Genomic DNA, 19,528 nt, shown 5'->3' with positions numbered 1-19,528 from the left:
CGGGGCGGCTGCGGGGCGTGGCCGGGGTTCCGCGCTGGTGCGGTTCGTCGCCGGGAGGGCGTCTCGTCTTCGCCACTGGGGGTGCGGCCTTGCCGCGGCGGGTGGCCGACCGCCGTCCCCGGTGTGACGGGGTGCCCGTCCCGCCTGCCGGGCGCCGTCCGGCAGACCCCCGGGAGGTGTTCGCGCGCACCGCACCCGGGGCGGAGGCGGTCGGCAACGCCGCCGGCCGGTCCGTGGCTGGTCCGTCGGGGGCACCGCCGTCCCCAGCCGTGGCCGTGCGCCGGCGCGTCCCACGCCCGGGGGCGGGTACTCCCGCTTGCGGGTGCGGGGTCGGCGTGATGGGGGAGCGGGGGGCACTCGTAAGGGTGGTCCCGCGTACGTGTGGCCGGGTGGGGGTGGGGCATCGCTCCCTGGATGGCCTATCGGCCTGGCATCCTTGAGGGAGCAAGCCCCGCCGCCCTCCGCACGATGCCGAGTCAGGAGCCCTACCCCGCGTGAGCAGTTCACCGAGCCCCTTGCACGGGCAGCTGCACGCCGTCCACGTGCTGGGCGAGACGGCGCGGGCCCATGTCGCCTCCGTGGCGAGCGGGTTGGTGGCGCGCGGCGTGCAGGTGACGGTCTGCGGCCCGGCCGAGGCCGAGGAGCGGTACGGGTTCGGGGCGGCGGGAGCGCGGTTCGCTCCGGTCGAGATCACGCGGCGCGCGCAACCGAGGGCGGACGCGGCCGTGGTGACGGCGTTGCGGGCGGCCTGCGCCGGGGCGGACGTGGTGCACGCGCACGGGCTGCGGGCCGGGCTGCTCGCCACGATGGCGCTGAGCGGGCGCCGTACGCCGCTGGTGGTGACCTGGCACGGCGCGGTGCTGGCGGAGGGGGCGCAGGGGCGGGTGCTGCGGTTGCTGGAGCGCCGGGTGGCGCGGGCGGCGGCGGTCGTGCTGGGCGCCTCGTCGGACCTGGTGGACCGGGCCCGTACGGCCGGGGGCCGGGACGCCCGGCTCGGGCCCATCGGGGTGCCGGCGCCGCCGCGGGTCGCGCCGTCCCCGGAGGCGGTGGCGGAGGCGGAGCGGCGCCGGCACAAGACCCGGGACGAATTCGCCGTGGGGGAGCGTCCGTTGCTGCTCGCGGTGGGCCGTCTGGAGCCGCGCAAGGGATATCACCTGCTGCTGGACGCGGCCCACGGCTGGGCGGGGCTCGACCCGGCGCCGTTGCTGGTCGTCGCAGGCGAGGGCTCGCTGCGTACGGAGCTCCAGGAGCGGATCGACACCGAGGAGCTGCCGGTGCGGCTGCTCGGCCGCCGTGACGACGTGCCCGAACTCCTCGCCGCCGCGGAGGTCGTGGTGCTGCCCTCGCGCTGGGAGGCGCGGTCGCTGATCGCGCAGGAGGCGCTGCACGCGGGGGCGCCGCTGGTGGCGACCTCCGTCGGCGGTACGCCCGAACTCGTCGGCGAGGCAGCGGTGTTGGTGCCCTACGGCAATCCGAAGACGCTCGCGGACACCGTCACGCGTCTGCTGGGGGACCCGGCGCGGCGGGCGGGGCTCGCCGCGGCCGGTCCCGTGCAGGCCGCCACATGGCCGACCGAGGATGACACGGTCGCCCAAGTGCTCAGCATCTACGACGAGTTGACCTCGCCCTGAGGGCCGCTCCGCGGGCGGCGGCGGTGCGGTCAGCCGCCGTACGCGCCGCTCGCGGTGAGCCGCAGCGCCGTGTCGATCAGCGGCACGTGGCTGAAGGCCTGCGGGAAGTTGCCGACCTGCCGCTGCAGCCGCGGGTCCCACTCCTCCGCCAGCAGGCCGAGGTCGTTGCGGAGCGCGAGCAGCTTCTCGAAGAGCCTGCGGGCCTCGTCGACCCGGCCGATCATGGCGAGGTCGTCGGCGAGCCAGAAGGAGCACGCGAGGAAGGCGCCCTCGTCGCCGGGGAGGCCGTCCAGGTTCTCGCCGCCGGGCGGGGCGTCGGTCGGGTAGCGCAGCACGAAGCCGTCCTCGGTGGACAGTTCCCGCTGGATCGCCTCGATGGTGCCGATGACGCGCTTGTCGTCCGGCGGCAGGAAGCCGACCTGCGGGATGAGCAGCAGCGAGGCGTCGAGCTCGCGCGAGCCGTAGGACTGCGTGAAGGTGTTGCGTTCCTTGTCGTAGCCCTTCTCGCACACGTCGCGGTGGATTTCGTCGCGCAGGTCGCGCCAGCGCTCCAGCGGGCCGTCGACCTCGCCGGACTCGATGAGCTTGACGGTGCGGTCGACGGCGACCCAGGCCATGACCTTGGAGTGGACGAAGTGCCGGCGCGGGCCGCGGACCTCCCAGATGCCCTCGTCCGGCTCGTCCCAGTGGTCCTCCAGGTACTGGATGAGCCGGATCTGCAGGAGGGAGGCGTAGTCGTTGCGGGCCAGGCCGGTCATGTGCGCCAGGTGCAGGGCCTCGGTGACCTCGCCGTAGACGTCGAGCTGGAGTTGGTGGGCGGCGCCGTTGCCGACCCGGACCGGGATGGAGTTCTCGTAACCGGGCAGCCAGTCCAGCTCGGTCTCGCCGAGCTCGCGCTCACCGGCGATGCCGTACATGATCTGCAGGTTCTCGGGGTCGCCGGCGACCGCGCGCAGCAGCCACTCGCGCCAGGCGCGGGCCTCGTCGCGGTAGCCGGTGCGCAGCAGGGAGGACAGGGTGATCGCCGCGTCGCGCAGCCAGGTGAAGCGGTAGTCCCAGTTGCGGACCCCGCCGATGTCCTCGGGCAGGGAGGTGGTGGGGGCGGCGACGATGCCGCCGGTCGGCCCGTACGTCAGGGCCTTGAGGGTGATCAGGGAGCGGACCACGGCGTCCCGGTAGGGGCCGTGGTAGGTGCACTGGGCGACCCACTCGCGCCAGAAGTCCTCGGTGGCCTCCAGCGAGGCCTCGGGCTCGGCGAGCGGGGGCGGCTCCTTGTGCGAGGGCTGCCAGCTGATGGTGAAGGCGATGCGGTCGCCGGGCGAGACCGTGAAGTCCGCGTAGGTGGTGAGGTCCTTGCCGTACGTCTCGACATCGGTGTCGTGCCAGACGGAGTCCGGGCCGGCGACGGCGACGGTGCGCTCGCCCACCTTGTGCACCCACGGCACGACCCAGCCGTAGCTGAAGCGCATGCGCAGCGCGGAGCGCATCGGCACCCGGCCGCTGACGCCCTCGACGATCCGGATCAGCTGGGGGGCGCCGTCACGCGGCGGCATGAAGTCGATCACACGGACCGTGCCGCGGGGGGTGTCCCACTCGGACTCCAGCACCAGGGAGTCGCCCCGGTAGCGGCGCCGGGTGGCGGCCGGGGACGGGGTGCCGTTCGCGTGGGCGGGGCCGAGCCGCCAGTAGCCGTGCTCCTCGGTGCCGAGCAGGCCCGCGAAGATCGCGGGGGAGTCGAAGCGGGGCAGGCACAGCCAGTCGACCGTGCCGTCCCGGCACACCAGGGCGGCGGTCTGCATATCGCCGATGAGTGCGTAATCCTCGATACGCCCGGCCACGTAGGTCTCCCAGTCGAACGACGGCGGCGCCCCTTGGGACTGGGGCGGTGATTGCGGTCTGTGGATCTGTCGACGAGCTCTTTCCCGGGAGCGGGCGGGGTAGTGCCGTGCCGGTTCACTCGCATCGAATCGATGTGTCCGAGCAGGATACGACGACAACGCGGGCTGTGCGGAAGCGACGACCGCCCCCGCTGGGCCGGTCGGGTGCATTTTGTCGTACCAAACTCCCGGTGACCGCGTTTTTCGTCAGAGAGCCGCCCGCACCGTCTGGTGCGCGTCACTGATACCCTGGTAGCCCGTGGGCCGGTGGCCTGAACCACTGAACCGCCGCGACGACACCCCTCTTCATCACCATGGTGCCGTCCCGACCACCACCTCGCGACCACGGGAGCCCCCTGTTGGCACTGCCGCCCAAATCCACGACGACCAAGCACCTCTTCGTCACGGGGGGTGTCGCCTCCTCGCTCGGCAAGGGCCTGACGGCCTCCAGCCTCGGCGCACTGCTCAAGGCCCGGGGTCTGCGCGTCACCATGCAGAAGCTCGACCCGTACCTCAACGTGGACCCGGGCACGATGAACCCGTTCCAGCACGGTGAGGTGTTCGTCACGGACGACGGCGCCGAGACCGACCTGGACATCGGCCACTACGAGCGCTTCCTGGACGTGAACCTCGCCGGCTCGGCCAACGTCACCACCGGCCAGGTCTACTCCTCGGTGATCGCCAAGGAGCGGCGCGGCGAGTACCTGGGCGACACCGTGCAGGTCATCCCGCACATCACCAACGAGATCAAGTCCCGCATCCGGCGCATGGCGACCGAGGACGTGGACGTGGTGATCACGGAGGTCGGCGGCACCGTCGGCGACATCGAGTCGCTGCCCTTCCTGGAGTCGGTGCGGCAGGTCCGGCACGAGGTCGGCCGGGACAACGTCTTCGTGATGCACATCTCACTGCTCCCGTACATCGGCCCCTCCGGCGAGCTGAAGACCAAGCCGACCCAGCACTCCGTGGCCGCGCTGCGCAGCATCGGCATCCAGCCCGACGCGATCGTGCTGCGCGCCGACCGCGACGTGCCGACCTCCATCAAGCGCAAGATCTCGCTGATGTGCGACGTCGACGAGGAGGCCGTGGTCGCGGCGATCGACGCCCCGTCGATCTACGACATCCCCAAGGTGCTGCACACCGAGGGCCTGGACGCGTACGTGGTCCGCAAGCTGAACCTGCCCTTCCGCGACGTCGACTGGGCGCAGTGGGACGACCTGCTGGGGCGGGTCCACCAGCCCGAGCACGAGGTGAAGGTCGCCCTCGTCGGCAAGTACATCGACCTGCCGGACGCCTACCTGTCGGTGACCGAGGCGCTGCGCGCCGGCGGCTTCGCCAACAACGCCAAGGTCAACATCAAGTGGGTGACCTCGGACGAGTGCAAGACCGCGGCCGGCGCCGCCCGTCAGCTCGGCGACGTGGACGCGATCTGCGTGCCCGGCGGCTTCGGTGACCGCGGTGTGGAGGGCAAGGTCTCGGCGATCACCTTCGCCCGCGAGAACCGCATCCCGCTGCTGGGTCTGTGCCTGGGCCTGCAGTGCGTGGTCATCGAGGCGGCCCGCAGCCTGGCCGGCATCCCGGACGCCAACTCCACCGAGTTCGACGCCGCGACCGCCCACCCGGTGATCTCCACCATGGCCGAGCAGCTCGACATCGTCGCCGGTCAGGGCGACCTCGGCGGCACCATGCGGCTGGGCCTGTACCCGGCGAAGCTCGCCGAGGGTTCCATCGTCCGCGAGGTCTACGGCGGCGAGCCCTACGTCGAGGAGCGGCACCGCCACCGCTACGAGGTGAACAACGCCTACCGCGGCGAGCTGGAGAAGAAGGCCGGCCTGGTGTTCTCCGGCACCTCCCCGGACAACACGCTGGTCGAGTACGTCGAGTACCCCCGCGACGTGCACCCGTACCTGGTGGCCACCCAGGCGCACCCGGAACTCAAGTCCCGCCCGACCCGTCCGCACCCCCTGTTCGCGGGTCTGGTCGCGGCCGCCGTCGAGCGCCTCAAGGGTTGATCGATACGGTTGCGGGGGCGGGCCGGCGAACGGCCCGCCCCGGTACCGCGTACGGAGGGCAGCATGCTGAAGGACACTCCCGAGGAGTGGCGGGTCACCGCCACCGCCACCCCCTTCACCGGGAAGAAGACCAGCGTCCGCACCGATGACGTCGTCATGCCCGACGGCGGCGTCGCCCGGCGCGACTACCAGGTCCACCCCGGCTCGGTGGCCGTGCTCGCCCTCGACGACCGGGACCGGGTCCTGGTCCTCAAGCAGTACCGCCACCCCGTGCGGATGAAGCTGTGGGAGATCCCCGCCGGGCTGCTCGACGTCCCCGGCGAGAACCCGCTGCACGCCGCCCAGCGCGAGCTGTACGAGGAGGCCCACGTCAAGGCCGAGGACTGGCGGGTGCTCACGGACGTGTACACCACGCCCGGCGGCTGCGACGAGGCCGTGCGGGTCTTCCTGGCGCGGGGCCTGTCCGAGGTGGAGGGCGAGCGCTTCGAGGTGTCGGAGGAAGAGGCCGACATGGAGTTCGCCCGGGTCCCGGTGGACCAGCTGGTCCGCGGCGTCCTCGCGGGGGAACTGCACAACAACTGCCTCGTGGTGGGCGTGCTCGCGCTGCAGGCCGCCCGGGCCGGGGACGGCCTGGAGGCGCTGCGCCCCGCCGAGGCCGAGTGGCCCGCGCGACCGTTCTCCGTGTGACCCGTTCGGTCTGACCATCCGATCGTCCGAGAGGGTGATCATTGACCGGATCCGCCGCGTCGCGCAGGGGGGTTGGACCCATACCGTGAACTAGGCTCTTGCCGTTCGTAGGAGAACGGGAGTGGGCCCGTGGCGGATCACGTGCTGGACGCCGACGCATCGGCGGCGGCCTCTGACGACGGCCCGTGGGGGCCGGCGTCGCAGACCCCGGCACACGGCACGCTGCCCCCCGGCCTGCCGGGGTTCGTCGGCCGCCGCCGCGAGCTCGAGGAACTGCGCGCCGACATCGACCGGCCGGGCCTGGCGGCCGTGCGCGGCCAGACGCCCGACGGCAGCCGCGTGCTCCTCGTGGCCGGCCGGCCGGGCTCGGGACGGACGGCGCTGGCCGTGCGGCTCGCCCACGAGGTCGCCGACCGCTACCCCGGCGGCCAGTTCTACGTGCGGCTCAGCGAGAACGACGGCCGTCAGGTGCCGCCCGAACAGTCCGCCCGCTCGCTGCTGCGCGCGATGGACGTCGAGGTCGAACCGGCCGCGGAGCGCGAGGAACTGCAGGCCGCACTGCGCACCGCCCTGAACGGGCGCAAGGCCGTCCTCGTCCTGGACGACGTCGTGGACCCCCGCCAACTGCTGGACCTGATGCCCAAAGGCTCGGGGAACCTGCTGGTCGCCACGGCCGAGGGTCCGCTGCCCGGCGTCCACGACGTACGCCCGTGCACCCTGGGCGGGCTCGACCCGGTGGCGTGCGTCGACCTGCTGGCCGAGGCCGTGGGCCGGGTGCGGATCACCAACGACCCCCGGGCCGCGGAGGGCCTCGCCCAGGAGTGCGGCGGCCATCCCGCGGCGCTGCGCCTGGTCGCCGCGTGGCTCGCCGCTCAGCCCCGCACCTCCGTCGCCGAGGCCACCCGCAGGCTGCACGCCGACGCCGCCGAGCCGGCCGCGGGACCGGCCACCCCCGCGGCCTCCGCGGGCGGCACGGCCACCCGGGGCGACGGCACGCTCCGCGCCGACGTCGGGTACCGCACGGGCAGCGGCCCGCTGCCGGAGGCGCTGCGCGGCCTGGCCGCGGACGGGCAGGCGAGGGTGCTGCGCCGGGCGGGCACGTCCGCCGACCCGACCGCGCGGAAGTCCGGCGGCGCGCGGGACGCCGGCGGTTCAGGGGAAGCGGAGGAGAAGGCGAACGCCGCCCCGCCGCCGACCCCGCGCGCCACCCCCGCGCCGGAGCTGCTGCGCGCCTTCCGCTTCGTCTACGGAGCGCTGTCGCCCGCCGTGGCCCGCATGCTGCGTCTGCTCGCGCTCGCCCCCTCGGGCCTGACCGACGCGCAGACCGCCTCCGCCCTGGGCGGCTGCTCGGTCGAGGCCGCGCAGGCCACGCTCGCGGACCTGGCCGGCTGCGGGCTGCTGCACCCCGAGCCGGCGGCCGGCGACCTGCCGGCGCAGTACCGCGTGCCGGGCTGGCTGACCCCGCCGCTGCGGGCACTGCTGGAGAGCACGGAGAAGCCGTCCGAGGTGCAGCTCGCCCGCGCCCGGATGCTGGAGCGCACGGTACGGCTGCTGCACGCGTGCCGGATGTGCCTGGAGGGCGAGACGGAACCGGACGGGCTGCCCAAGTCGCTGCGCTTCCCCAGCCGTCCGGTCGCGGCCGGGTGGCTGCGGCTGCGGCTGCCGGTCCTGCTGGCCTCCGCACGGCTGGCGGTCGCGGACGGCGAGCTGGACACCCTGGCCCGCCGCCTCATGGCCGGGCTCGTCCGGGCCCTCGCCGCGGACCCCGACGGCGGCGCGACCGCGCCGGAGCGCTACCGGCTCCACCACCTGGTGCTGGACGTGGCCGAGCGGCGCGGGCTGTACCGCGAGAAGGCGGCGGCCCTGCTGAACATCGGCGACCTGGACGTGGAGGCGGCCCGCCCGCTCGACGCCCTCGACCGCTACCGGGCCGCGCTGGTGGCCTCCCGGGAGGCCTACGACGGTGACGCCGAGGGCCGCGCGCTGGAGGCCATCGCCGGGACCTACCTGGAGCTGGACGACCCGCAGCGTGCCTCCGACTGGTACGGCAGGGCGCTGGCCCTGCGGCAGGCCCGGGGCGAGGTGGTCCACCAGGCGCGGCTGCACTCCAGGCTCGGCGCCCTGTTCACCTACGCCGCCCACTACGGCAACGCGCTGCGCGAGTGGCGTGCCGCGGCGGCCGCCCACCGCCGGCTGAAGGACCTGCCCGCGCAGGCCCGCGCCCTCAGCGAGGTGGCCCGGGTCCAGGAGTACGCGGGCCACCCCGAGGACGCCCTGCGGACCTGCCGCGACGCCCTGTACTGGGCCCGGCAGGCGGGGGAGCGGCGGCTGGAGGGCGCCGTGCTGCTGCGCATGGCCGACACCCTGGACCGGCTCGGGGACCCGGCGGGCGCCCGGCTCCAGCGGGCCGCGGCGCGCCGGCTGCTGCCCGCCGAGGAGATTCCGCAGCCCGAGGAGGACTGAGCCCCTCTGTTTCCGGGCCCAAGGGCCCACCGGGGGCCCTCAGATCACGCCGTTCGCGGGCCGTACCTACGAAACTGCCAATGCCTTCGCTGAAAGTAGTCACTTTGTAAGGCTGGACAGTGACTCTTCCTTCACTACACTTGGTCACACCGCAGCACAACGCGGTCAGGTCCGACGTACTCCGTTATGGGGTGACATGTCCGGAGACCTGCACAAACCCTCCACTCCCGTGAACAGGACCGTGATCGACGTGAAGGTCGGCATCCCCCGCGAGGTCAAGAACAACGAGTTCCGCGTGGCCATCACCCCCGCCGGCGTGCACGAGCTCGTCCGAGGCGGCCACGAGGTCTTCGTCGAGCAGGACGCCGGCGTCGGCTCGTCCATCCCGAACGAGGAGTACGTCTCCGCCGGTGCGACGATCCTCCCGACCGCCGACGAGGTGTGGGCCGCCGCCGACCTGGTGCTGAAGGTCAAGGAGCCGATCGCGGAGGAGTACCACCGTCTCCGCAAGGACCAGACCCTCTTCACCTACCTGCACCTGGCGGCGTCCCGCGAGTGCACCGACGCGCTGCTGGAGTCCGGCACCACCGCGATCGCGTACGAGACCGTCGAGTTCGCCAACCGCCAGCTGCCGCTGCTCGCCCCGATGTCCGAGGTGGCCGGCCGGCTCGCCCCGCAGGTCGGCGCGTACCACCTGATGCGCTCGGCCGGCGGCCGCGGGGTGCTCCCCGGCGGCGTCCCGGGTGTGGCCCCGGCCAAGGCGGTCGTGATCGGCGGCGGCGTCTCCGGCTGGAACGCCGCGCAGATCGCCGTCGGCATGGGCTTCCACGTCACCCTGCTCGACCGGGACATCAACAAGCTGCGCGAGGCCGACAAGATCTTCGGCACCAAGGTGCAGACCATCGTCTCCAACGCCTTCGAGCTGGAGAAGGCCGTCCTCGACGCCGACCTCGTCATCGGCGCGGTCCTGATCCCGGGCGCCAAGGCCCCCAAGCTCGTCACCAACGAGCTGGTCTCCCGGATGAAGCCGGGTTCGGTGCTCGTCGACATCGCGATCGACCAGGGCGGCTGCTTCGAGGACTCCCGTCCCACCACGCACGCCGAGCCGACCTTCGCGGTGCACAACTCGGTCTTCTACTGCGTCGCCAACATGCCGGGCGCGGTGCCGAACACCTCCACCTACGCGCTGACCAACGCGACGCTGCCGTACATCGTCGAGCTGGCCAACCGCGGCTGGCGCGAGGCGCTGCGCCGTGACGCCGCGCTCGCCAAGGGCCTCAACACCCACGAGGGCCAGGTCGTCTACGGCCCGGTCGCCGAGGCCCACGGCCTGGACGCGGTCGACCTGGCCGCCGTCCTCGGCTGACGCCGGCTGGTCGACTGATCGATTTTTCTCGCGTTGGCGTCAACTTGTCGCCAATCCGGTACGCACGGCCGGGTCTTGAGTCTCAAGGCCCGGCCGTTCGCGTGGAACCATACTGTTTTGCCGATTCGTCCCCCCGCGAAACATCCCCGGCGTCGTCGTTACACCCTTGACAGCGAGACGTTCGGTTGCCGACACATCGTGCCGTGTCCGGTGGATTGTGTTGCTGTGAACCACCGACACGCCATAGAGTCGCCAACCGTCGGCATGCTGCAACGCTGACCTATTGAGAAGTTTCCTGGTCACCAAGGAGGTAAGACGACTTGTGAATGAGTCGACATTTGCTCCCGGGGGTGGTCAGCCAGGAATGACCGTGCAGACCGACGGCTCCGCACGGCTCGAACCGGTGGCCTCCGTGGCCGTCCGGACGTTCGAGGCGCGCAGGACCGGGACAGACAACGAGACGCGTTACGCGAACCCCATGGCGCACTACGAAGAAGAGCTGCAGGACGGTCAGTTCTACGACCCCGACGCGGAGTACGAACCCGACCCCGAGTACGCGGCCACGCTGGCACCCGACGCGGCGCGGCAGCGCCGTGAGCGCGTGGGCCCCACCGGCCGCCCGTTGCCGTACTTCCCGATCCCCGGCCCACTGACGGACCACGGCCCGGCGAAGATCATCGCCATGTGCAACCAGAAGGGCGGCGTCGGCAAGACGACGTCCACCATCAACCTCGGTGCCGCGCTGGCCGAATACGGCCGCCGCGTCCTCCTGGTCGACTTCGACCCGCAGGGCGCGCTCTCCGTCGGCCTCGGCGTCAACCCGATGGAACTGGACGTCACCGTCTACAACTTGCTGATGGAGCGCGGGCTCTCGGCCGACGAGGTGCTGCTGAAGACCGCGGTGCCCGGCATGGACCTGCTGCCCAGCAACATCGACCTGTCGGCCGCGGAAGTGCAGTTGGTCAGCGAGGTGGCCCGCGAGTCCTCGCTGCAGCGCGCGTTGAAGCCGCTGCTGCCCGACTACGACTACGTCATCATCGACTGTCAGCCCTCGCTCGGCCTGCTGACCGTCAACGCCCTGACCGCGGCCCACCAGGTGATCGTCCCGCTGGAGTGCGAGTTCTTCGCGCTGCGCGGTGTCGCGCTGCTCACCGAGACCATCGAGAAGGTCAGGGAACGGCTCAACCCCGAGCTGGAGCTGGACGGCATCCTCGCCACGATGTACGACTCGCGCACCGTGCACAGCCGCGAGGTGCTGGCGCGTGTCGTCGAGGCCTTCGACGACCACGTCTTCCACACCGTCATCGGACGGACCGTCCGCTTCCCGGAGACCACGGTCGCGGGTGAGCCGATCACCACCTACGCCTCCAACTCGGTCGGTGCCGCCGCCTATCGCCAGCTCGCCAGGGAGGTGCTCGCCCGGTGTCACGCCGAGTGAGTCTCCCGGGGGCCGACGAACTGTTCCGCACCACCGGGGGGCGGGGGCTCCAGTCCGCGACGCCGCGGCAGCACGCCAACGGCGAGACTCCCGGCGCGGGCACCGGCGGCGGCCCCGGCACGGACTCCGGCGCGCCCGGCGAACGCCCGCTGCGGCCCGTGCCGGCTCCCGCCGAGGAGCCGGCGCCCGAGGAGGCGCCCGTCAGCGAGTCCGCGGCGCCCTCCGAAGCCGCCGAGCACGGCGGACGGGACGCCGGCACCGACCCCGGCACGGCGCCCGCCCCCGCGGGCCGCTCCGTCCCCGAGCAGGCGGGTCCGTCCGGTCCGACCGTCCGGCGCGGCCTGCAGGCCCCCGGAACGGGCTCCACGGGCCCCCAGGCGGCCCCGCAGCCGCCGCAGCCCCCGCAGCCGCGCCGCAAGTCCGGTCGGGCCCCCAGACGGCCCAGCGGGCGCGAGCGCCACGACGAGAAGATCACCGTCTACGTCTCCGCCGAGGAGCTCATGGACCTCGAGCACGCCCGCCTCGTCCTGCGCGGGGAGCACGGGCTCGCCGTGGACCGCGGGCGGATCGTCCGCGAAGCGGTCGCGGTGGTCCTGGCCGACCTCGAGTCCCGCGGCGACGCGAGCATCCTCGTACGCCGCCTGCGCGGCCGCTGACGCGCTCCGCGCGATACGGTGCCGTCCTCCGTACGGCCCCGTCAGCACCATCTGGACCCCGATGCCCCCCGACGACACCGCCAGCCCGCAGCGCTCCCGCCGCCTCCTCGGCCGCGGCCCCGGCGCGAACCCCGTGCCGCCCCCGGCCGTGGCCGACGAGGGCGCGGGCGACGCGGGCGGTGAGTTCGGCCACACCATGTCCGCGGCGGCGCCGTCACCCGACGGCGTCGAGGCCGCGGCGGAGGCCGTCCCGCAGCCCGAGGGGCACCTGCTCGTCGCGGACCCGCCGCCCGCACCGGAGGCGGGGGACGGCGAACCCCCGGCCGCGCCGGACGGGCAGGCGCAGTCTGCCGGCGAGCCGGGCGACGAGGGGAGCGCCGAGGAGGGCGCCGCCGCGAACGACGGCCGGTTCACCGTCCGGCTGGCGAACTTCGAGGGCCCCTTCGACCTGCTGCTGCAGCTGATCTCCAAGCACAAGCTCGACGTCACCGAGGTCGCCCTGTCCAAGGTGACGGACGAGTTCATGGCGCACATCCGCGCCATGGGACCGGACTGGGACCTGGACCAGACCACGGAGTTCCTGGTCGTCGCGGCGACGCTGCTGGACCTGAAGGCCGCACGCCTGCTGCCCGCCGCCGAGGTGGAGGACGAGGAGGACCTCGCCCTGCTGGAGGCCCGGGACCTGCTCTTCGCCCGGCTGCTCCAGTACCGCGCCTACAAGCAGATCGCCGCGATCTTCGCCGAGCGGCTGGAGGCCGAGGCGCTGCACCACCCCCGCACCGTGGGACTGGAGCCGCAGCACGCCGAGCTGCTGCCCGAGGTGGTGCTGAGCATCGGTCCGGAACGCTTCGCGCAGCTCGCCGTCAAGGCGATGCAGCCGAAGCCGAAGCCGCAGGTGTACGTGGACCACATCCACGCGCCGCTGGTGAGCGTCCGCGAGCAGGCGGAGCACGTCATCGCGATGCTGCGCGAGCGCGGCGAGGCGAACTTCACGGAGCTCACCTTCGACGCCCCCGACACCCTGACGGTCGTCGCGCGCTTCCTGGCCCTCCTGGAGCTGTACCGGGAGAAGGCGGTCGCGCTCGACCAGGAGGAGGCCCTGGGTACGCTCCGGGTCCGCTGGACGGGCGGCGAGGCGGCACCGGCCCAGCCGCTCGTCACCGACGAATTCGACCAGGTGCCGGCCGCCGCGAAGGACGGGAAGGATGGCTGACGTGACGGAGGTGACCGGGATGACCGGGATGACCGGGGTGACCGGGGTGACCGGGGCGGTCGAGGGGACCGGTGAGGCGGCGGAGGGCGCGCCCGCTGGGCTGCTGTCCGTGGCGGAGCTGGAGCTCAGGCCCGCCCTGGAGGCGGTCCTGATGGTCGTCGACGAGCCCGTCACCGAGGAGACCCTGTCCAAGGTGCTGGAGCGCCCGCGCCGGGAGATCGCCACCGCGCTCCACGACCTCGCGGAGGAGTACGCCGCGCAGGGCCGCGGCTTCGACCTGCGCCTGATCGCGGGCGGCTGGCGCTTCTACACCCGGCCCGCGTACGCCGCGGCCGTCGAGAAGTTCGTCCTGGACGGCCAGCAGGCCCGGCTGACCCAGGCCGCGCTGGAGACGCTGGCGGTCGTCGCGTACCGGCAGCCGGTGAGCCGGTCCCGGGTCTCCGCGGTGCGCGGGGTCAACTGCGACGGCGTGATGCGCACCCTTCTTCAGCGGGGTCTGGTGGAGGAGTGTGGGACGGAAGCCGAGACAGGTGCGATCCTGTACAGGACGACGAACTACTTCCTGGAGCGGATGGGCCTGCGCGGCCTGGACGAGCTGCCCGAGCTCGCCCCGTTCCTCCCGGAGGCGGCCGCCGTCGAGGCGGACTCCCTGGAGGGCGTCCCCTCATTCGACCCGGACTCGACGACGGATACTTGATGCGAAGCAGTAGCGGCAGCGGCAGGAACAGCGGCGGCAACCGGAATCCCCGGGGTGCCGATGGGGGCACGTCCCGGTCCAGGACCGGGGGGCAGCGCGACGACCAGCAGAAGCGCGCGGGCCGGCCCCGTCCGGAGGAGCGGCGCTACGACGTCGGCGGCAGCTCCGGCGGCCCCGGTGGAGCGGGCGGAGCCGCCAAGCGCGGCACCGGCGGCAAGCCGGGCGGCACCAGCGGCAAGCCGGGCGGTGCCTCCGGCAGGCCCCGCAAGTCCACACCCGCGCGCCCGCGCGAACTCGACGCCCAGATCGAGGAGCGCAACCGCGAGCGGCACAGCAAGCCCAAGCTGAACCTCCCCAAGACCTTCCCGGGCGCCGAGCAGGAGGGCGAGCGCCTGCAGAAGGTGCTGGCCCGGGCGGGCATGGGCTCGCGCCGCGCGTGCGAGGAGCTGATCGAGCAGCGCCGTGTCGAGGTGAACGGCAAGATCGTCACCGAGCAGGGCCTGCGCGTGGACCCGGACAAGGACGAGGTGCGCGTCGACGGGCTGACCGTCGCCACGCAGTCGTACCTGTTCTTCGCCCTGAACAAGCCGGCCGGCGTCGTCTCCACGATGGAGGACCCCGAGGGCCGCCAGTGCCTCGGCGACTACGTCACCAACCGCGAGACCCGGCTGTTCCACGTCGGGCGGCTGGACACCGAGACCGAGGGCATCATCCTGCTCACCAACCACGGCGAGCTGGCCCACCGTCTCACCCACCCCCGCTACGGCGTGCAGAAGACGTACCTCGCCGCGATCAACGGCGTGCTGCCGCGCGACATCGGCAAGCAGCTCAAGAGCGGCATCGAGCTGGAGGACGGCTGGGCCCGTGCCGACAGCTTCCGCGTCGTGCAGCAGACCGGCAAGAACTACCTCGTCGAGGTGACCCTGCACGAGGGCCGCAAGCACATCGTCCGCCGCATGCTGGCCGAGGCGGGCTTCCCGGTCGACAAGCTGGTCCGCACCAGCTTCGGCCCGATCGCGCTCGGCGACCAGAAGTCGGGGTGGCTGCGGCGGCTCACCAACACCGAGGTGGGCATGCTCATGCGCGAGGTCGACCTCTGAGCCGTCCGGTCCCCGCCGTCACGGGCCGGTCCGCGCCCCCTGCCGGACCGGTTTTCTGACCGGCTTCCCATCGGATAAGGACTTTCCCGGAGGACGCCGTTCCGGGAAGGATGGCGCAATGACCATCCACGCCGAACGTCTGCGCGGGGCCGGGCTGCCCGAACTCTCCCCGGCCCTCGCCCAGCAGGGACACCCGTTGCTGTTCGCCACCGTCTCCGGTGCGCACCTGTACGGCTTCCCGTCCCGCGACTCCGACGTGGACCTGCGCGGCATCCACCTCCTCCCGCTGTCCGACCTGATCGGGCTGCGGGAGGGCGAGGAGACCCAGACCCGCATGTGGGAGCAGGACGGCCTCGAACTCGACCTGGTCACCCACGACCTGCTGAAGTTCGCCCGGCTCATGCTGCGGCGCAACGGCTACGTCCTGGAGCAGCTGCTGTCCCCGCTCGTGGTGCACACCAGCGGCGTCCACGCCCAACTGGTCGACCTGGCACCCGGGGTCATCACCAGCCACCACGCCCACCACTACCGTGGCTTCGCCCGTACCCAGTGGGAGCTGTACGAGAAGACCGGCGAGCTCAAGCCGCTGCTCTACACCTTCCGGGTGCTGCTGACCGGCATCCACCTGATGCGCACCGGCACCGTCGAGGCGCACCTGCCGACGCTGCTGGAGCACGTCACCGCCCCCGGGTACGTCCGCGAACTCATCCACGAGAAGGCCGTCGCCGAGCACGGCCTCGCCATGGACCTCGACCCGCGCCGCGTCCACGCCGACGTCGAGGCCCTGCACGCGGGTCTGGACGACGCGCAGCGGGACACCCGGCTGCCCGGCGAGCCGGCGGCCTACGACGCCCTCCACGACCTGGTCGTCCGCACCCGGGTGGCCGCGGCGTGAGGCGGGCCGCCTCGGGGGCGATGACGGGGCTGGCGATCGGTGACGCGCTCGGTTTCCCCACGGAGTTCAACGACGTCCCGTCGATCCTCGCCAAGTGCGGTCCGTGGCGGGAGATGGAACTGCCCCGCCCGGCCTTCGTCACCGACGACACGCAGATGACGCTCGCCCTCGGCCGCGGGCTGCGCACGGCGATGGAACGAGGCCCCCTCACGCCGTCCCGGCTCGCCCGCCCGGTGCGCGAGGAGTACGTCGACTGGTACCACTCGCCCGACAACAACCGCGCCCCCGGCCGCACCTGCCTGGTCGCCTGCGAGAAGCTGGACCACCCGGACCGGCCCTGGCAGGAGGCCAGCCAGACCGGCTCCAAGGGCTGCGGCGCGAACATGCGGGTCGCCCCGGTCGGCCTCGTCCCCGGCCTGCGCCCCGACGAACGGGCGGGGGCGGCCCAGTTGCAGTCTGCGCTCACCCACGGCCACCCGACGGCGCTAGCGGCCTCCGACCTCACCGCGCACGCCGTCCACCTGCTCGCGCGGGGCGCGACCCCGGGGGAACTGACCGGCCTGCTGCGCGGTTACGCGGCGGAGCAGCGCGACACGTACCACGAGTGGTGGCTCGGGGACCTGTGGCTGCGTGCCCACGACCACGGCCCGGTGTCCTTCGTCCGCCGCGGCTGGGACGAGTGCCTCGGGGTGCTCGACCGCCTCGACGCGGCGCTCGCGGCCCCCGACCGGGAAGCCGACCCGTGCCTGGCCACCGGCGCCGGATGGATCGCCGAGGAGGCGCTGGCGACCGGCCTGCTGTGCTTCCTGCTCTTCCCGGACGAGCCCGTCACCGCGGTCCGCCGGGCGGCGTGCTCCTCCGGGGACTCCGATTCCATCGCCTGTCTGGCGGGCGCCTTCGCCGGCGCGCACCACGGCCTGGCGGCCTGGCCGGACGCCTGGGTGGAGCGGCTCGAGCACCGCGACGAACTACTCGCCTTCGGCGCCCTCTGGGACGGTGACGGCGGCTGACGCCCGCCGGACCCGGACGAGGAAGTCCTCGACGCGGGCCCGGTCCGGCTCGTCCGGGAGCGGGCTGCGCGGGGCGGCGGCCTCGGCCTCCCCGTACAGCCGGAGCATCCAGGACTCCGTCTCGGACCAGCCGACCTCGCCGCGCTTGACCGCCAGCAGCCGCTCCCGGTGGTCGCCGACCCCGATGCGCAGTTCGCCGGTGCGCAGCAGGTCGCGGGCGCTGATCAGCAGACGCAGCAGGTGCATGGCGTGCTTCCAGCGGGGCGCGCCGTGCGTGCGGACGTCCGCCTCCAGCTTCCGCAGCTGTCCGGCGGCGTAGCGGCCGAAGGACTCGTGGACGTGCCGGGACAGGAAGGCGCCGCGCAGGGCGAGCAGTTCCTTCCCGGTGTCGTCGACGTGCTCGACGAGGGGGGAGTGGAGGCACTCCAGGATGTTGGGGTTGGCGCGCAGCGCGAGCTCGCAGAACCGCTCCAGCTCCCAGGAGAACTGCTCGGGCTCCGGGCCGTCCACGTGGCGGGGCGGCTTGTCGAAGCGCCAGAAGAGCGGCGTGGGCGCCACGTACACCCCGCGGCGGTCGGTGTCGCTGCCGTCCGTGGCCAGGCCGAAGGCGCGTGAGCCCATCACACAGGCGTAGACGGTGTGCCGGCGTACGAGATCGTGGTCGCGCATGGACGGGGATCGTACGGGCTACACGAGGAAGATCTCGCCGCCTTTTTCGGTGATCTCCTCCGGGGGAAGCGGCTTCTTGGCCGGTCCGTGGGCCACCGAGGCGTCGGTGATGCGGAACTTGCTGCCGTGGCAAGGGCAGTTGATGGTGCCGTCGGAGACGGTGTTCACCAGGCAGCCCTGATGGGTGCAGACGGCGGAGAAGGCCTTGAACTCGCCGGCCTGGGGCTGGGTCACCACCACCTTCTTGTCCGTGATCACCGTGCCGCCGCCCACAGGCACGTCGGCCGCCTTCACCAGCACCTCGCCCTTCCCGGACGGGGGAGCGGAGGCCGGCGCCGAGGTCGGCGCGGAGACGGGCTCCGAGGCCGGTGGTGGCGCGGAGGTCGCCGCCGTGGGCGGCGCGCTCTCTTCGCCGTACTTGCTGCAACCCGCCAGCGCTGCAGTGGACAGCAGCACCATGCGTCGCTTCATGTCGTCACCCCGACCGTTCTGAAGAACCACAACGCGGACGTCAGCCACAGCACCGTCAGCGCCGTGAAGACCAGCCCGCCGACGACCGGCAGCAGCCAGCCCGGCAGTCGCTCGGCCCGCAGCAGCAGCATCTTTGCGGTGAATGCCCCGAAAAAGAAGCACCCGAGCAGCGAGTGCCACATCACGCGGCTGCTGTACGTCTGATAGCCCAACGCGTACAGGCAGTGCACGGCGACCGGGACGGCCAGCAGGAACGCGATCCGGCCCGACCAGCGGTGCAGCGCGCCGGTCCAGGAGGGGGCGCGGACGCCCGGCACCTTGCCGTACATCACCAGCGCCGAGACCGCCTGCACCACGGCGAAGGCGAAGGCGGCCGTGGCGAGCCAGGACTTGACCGCGCCCGTGCTGGAGAAACCGGCCAGGTTGAAGGCGGTGCCGGCCGGGTCGTGCACCCTGCCGTACGCGCCGAGGGCGACCGCGACCGCCGCGGCGGCGACCGCGGGGACGAGGAACACGGCGACCCGCCGCCGGGGGTGCGGTGACGGGGCCGGGAAGGACGTGGTGGCGGCGTTCGGGTCCACGTTCATGAGGCGCTCCTGCTCCTGCCTGCGGGCGGACGGTCAGGGGATCGGCCGTGCGGTGAGCTGGGTGCCGTCGACCGTCACGGCGCCGGTGGCGGGGTCGATGGCGGGCGCCGCCGACGGTTCGCCGTCGCGCGAGACGATCCCCACCTGCTTGCCGTTCGGCAGCACGATCCAGCCGCCGACGACCCGCGCGCCGCGCACCGAGGCGGTCGCCCGGTACAGACCGGACGGCTTCACCGCGCGCTGCGCGGTGAAGGGCTGCTCCACGCCGGGCAGCCGCACCTCGCCGGTGACGCGGCCGCCCTCCAGGGTGCCCTCCAGCAAGGCGCCGCGGTCGCCGGTCAGGCGCATGCCGCCGTCGTCCCGGACGTCGCCGCGCAGCCAGGCCTCCTTGGTGCGCCCGTCGCAGACGTACGCGACGGCCTTGCCGTCGCGCAGCGCGATCGCGACGCTCGCCGCGTCGTCGCCGGTGCGGCCCGCGTAGTCCGCGTCCGGGCGGGGGACCGCGGTGCTGCGGGACGGGGAGGCCGCGGGGGCCGACGACGGCGGGGCGGCGGACGGCGTCCGGCTCGCGGCCGGCGGGCCGCCGCCCTCCGTCCCCACCTGCGGCGGTTCCGTCGTCGCGTTGAGCGACAGCATGATCAGCGCGAGTGCCAGCCCCGCGAGGAGCGTGTAGAGCGGTCCGGAACGCTTCATGTCCGCCTCCCCCGAGGCCGCGCGGTCAGGGCACCATCGAAGCGGACGGCCCGCCCCGCGTCC

17 protein-coding genes are annotated in these 19,528 nt (G+C 73.1%); 12 read left to right on the top strand and 5 right to left on the bottom strand.

The features are described 5' to 3' along the window. Window positions 1–494 precede the first annotated feature (494 nt). Window positions 495–1,631, top strand: a complete 1,137-nt coding sequence (locus ACFV3E_RS19190) for a glycosyltransferase family 4 protein (protein ID WP_500535682.1) — start codon at window positions 495–497, stop codon at window positions 1,629–1,631. 29 nt (window positions 1,632–1,660) lie between these two features. On the opposite strand, the gene ACFV3E_RS19185 is transcribed toward ACFV3E_RS19190, so the two are convergent. Further along, window positions 1,661–3,469 carry a glycoside hydrolase family 15 protein gene (locus ACFV3E_RS19185; protein WP_500370311.1) on the bottom strand — a complete coding sequence of 603 codons (1,809 nt, stop codon included), beginning with the start codon at window positions 3,467–3,469 and terminating at the stop codon, window positions 1,661–1,663. A gap of 404 nt (window positions 3,470–3,873) precedes the next feature. Between ACFV3E_RS19185 and pyrG the strand changes: the two genes are divergently transcribed. The 11 genes from pyrG (at window position 3,874) to ACFV3E_RS19130 (ending at window position 17,045) form a co-directional block, all read left to right on the top strand. Further along, on the top strand, window positions 3,874–5,520 hold the full coding sequence (pyrG, locus tag ACFV3E_RS19180) for a CTP synthase (RefSeq protein ID WP_500535697.1): 1,647 nt from the start codon (window positions 3,874–3,876) through the stop codon (window positions 5,518–5,520). 63 nt (window positions 5,521–5,583) lie between these two features. Continuing rightward, window positions 5,584–6,207, top strand: coding sequence for an NUDIX domain-containing protein (locus tag ACFV3E_RS19175; protein ID WP_500535681.1), 624 nt, complete (start codon window positions 5,584–5,586; stop codon window positions 6,205–6,207). Between the two features lie 129 nt (window positions 6,208–6,336). After that, window positions 6,337–8,670, top strand: coding sequence for a tetratricopeptide repeat protein (locus ACFV3E_RS19170; protein WP_500535680.1), 2,334 nt, complete (start codon window positions 6,337–6,339; stop codon window positions 8,668–8,670). A 250-nt stretch (window positions 8,671–8,920) separates the two neighbouring features. Beyond that, window positions 8,921–10,036, top strand: a complete 1,116-nt coding sequence (gene ald / locus ACFV3E_RS19165) for an alanine dehydrogenase (RefSeq protein ID WP_500535696.1) — start codon at window positions 8,921–8,923, stop codon at window positions 10,034–10,036. A 364-nt stretch (window positions 10,037–10,400) separates the two neighbouring features. Continuing rightward, a complete protein-coding gene (locus tag ACFV3E_RS19160) occupies window positions 10,401–11,474 on the top strand; it encodes a ParA family protein (RefSeq protein WP_500535679.1) in 1,074 nt (357 codons plus the stop codon). Beyond that, a complete protein-coding gene (locus tag ACFV3E_RS19155) occupies window positions 11,459–12,130 on the top strand; it encodes a hypothetical protein (RefSeq protein WP_500535678.1) in 672 nt (223 codons plus the stop codon). Before ACFV3E_RS19160 ends, ACFV3E_RS19155 begins: the two co-directional genes overlap by 16 nt. Before the next feature lie 61 nt (window positions 12,131–12,191). Beyond that, a complete protein-coding gene (locus ACFV3E_RS19150) occupies window positions 12,192–13,343 on the top strand; it encodes a segregation and condensation protein A (protein ID WP_500535677.1) in 1,152 nt (383 codons plus the stop codon). A 28-nt stretch (window positions 13,344–13,371) separates the two neighbouring features. Then, a complete protein-coding gene (gene scpB, locus ACFV3E_RS19145; RefSeq protein ID WP_500535695.1) occupies window positions 13,372–14,040 on the top strand; it encodes an SMC-Scp complex subunit ScpB in 669 nt (222 codons plus the stop codon). Further along, window positions 14,040–15,140 carry a pseudouridine synthase gene (locus ACFV3E_RS19140; RefSeq protein WP_500535676.1) on the top strand — a complete coding sequence of 367 codons (1,101 nt, stop codon included), beginning with the start codon at window positions 14,040–14,042 and terminating at the stop codon, window positions 15,138–15,140. The genes scpB and ACFV3E_RS19140 overlap by 1 nt, the downstream gene beginning before the upstream one ends. 118 nt (window positions 15,141–15,258) lie before the next feature. After that, window positions 15,259–16,035 carry a nucleotidyltransferase domain-containing protein gene (locus ACFV3E_RS19135; protein WP_500535675.1) on the top strand — a complete coding sequence of 259 codons (777 nt, stop codon included), beginning with the start codon at window positions 15,259–15,261 and terminating at the stop codon, window positions 16,033–16,035. Between the two features lie 20 nt (window positions 16,036–16,055). Next, entirely contained in the window at window positions 16,056–17,045 is a 990-nt protein-coding gene (locus ACFV3E_RS19130) for an ADP-ribosylglycohydrolase family protein (RefSeq protein WP_500535694.1), read from the top strand. On the opposite strand, the gene ACFV3E_RS19125 is transcribed toward ACFV3E_RS19130, so the two are convergent. The 4 genes from ACFV3E_RS19125 to ACFV3E_RS19110 are packed head-to-tail and all read right to left on the bottom strand — an operon-like array spanning window position 17,004 to window position 19,465. Continuing rightward, window positions 17,004–17,714, bottom strand: coding sequence for a nucleotidyltransferase domain-containing protein (locus ACFV3E_RS19125; protein WP_500535674.1), 711 nt, complete (start codon window positions 17,712–17,714; stop codon window positions 17,004–17,006). The two genes, ACFV3E_RS19130 and ACFV3E_RS19125, sit on opposite strands and share 42 nt — an antisense overlap. Window positions 17,715–17,732: 18 nt before the next feature. Then, entirely contained in the window at window positions 17,733–18,185 is a 453-nt protein-coding gene (locus tag ACFV3E_RS19120; protein WP_500535673.1) for a Rieske (2Fe-2S) protein, read from the bottom strand. Next, window positions 18,182–18,772, bottom strand: a complete 591-nt coding sequence (locus ACFV3E_RS19115; protein WP_500535672.1) for a DUF6529 family protein — start codon at window positions 18,770–18,772, stop codon at window positions 18,182–18,184. The genes ACFV3E_RS19120 and ACFV3E_RS19115 overlap by 4 nt, the downstream gene beginning before the upstream one ends. Window positions 18,773–18,805: 33 nt before the next feature. Then, window positions 18,806–19,465, bottom strand: a complete 660-nt coding sequence (locus ACFV3E_RS19110; RefSeq protein WP_500535671.1) for a hypothetical protein — start codon at window positions 19,463–19,465, stop codon at window positions 18,806–18,808. Between the last annotated feature and the right edge of the window lie 63 nt (window positions 19,466–19,528).

Origin of the sequence: Streptomyces sp. NPDC059718 (assembly GCF_042733315.1) — a bacterium.
In the GTDB taxonomy this organism is placed as follows: Bacteria; Actinomycetota; Actinomycetes; order Streptomycetales; family Streptomycetaceae; genus Actinacidiphila.
This window is presented reverse-complemented; position numbering and strand designations above follow the sequence as displayed.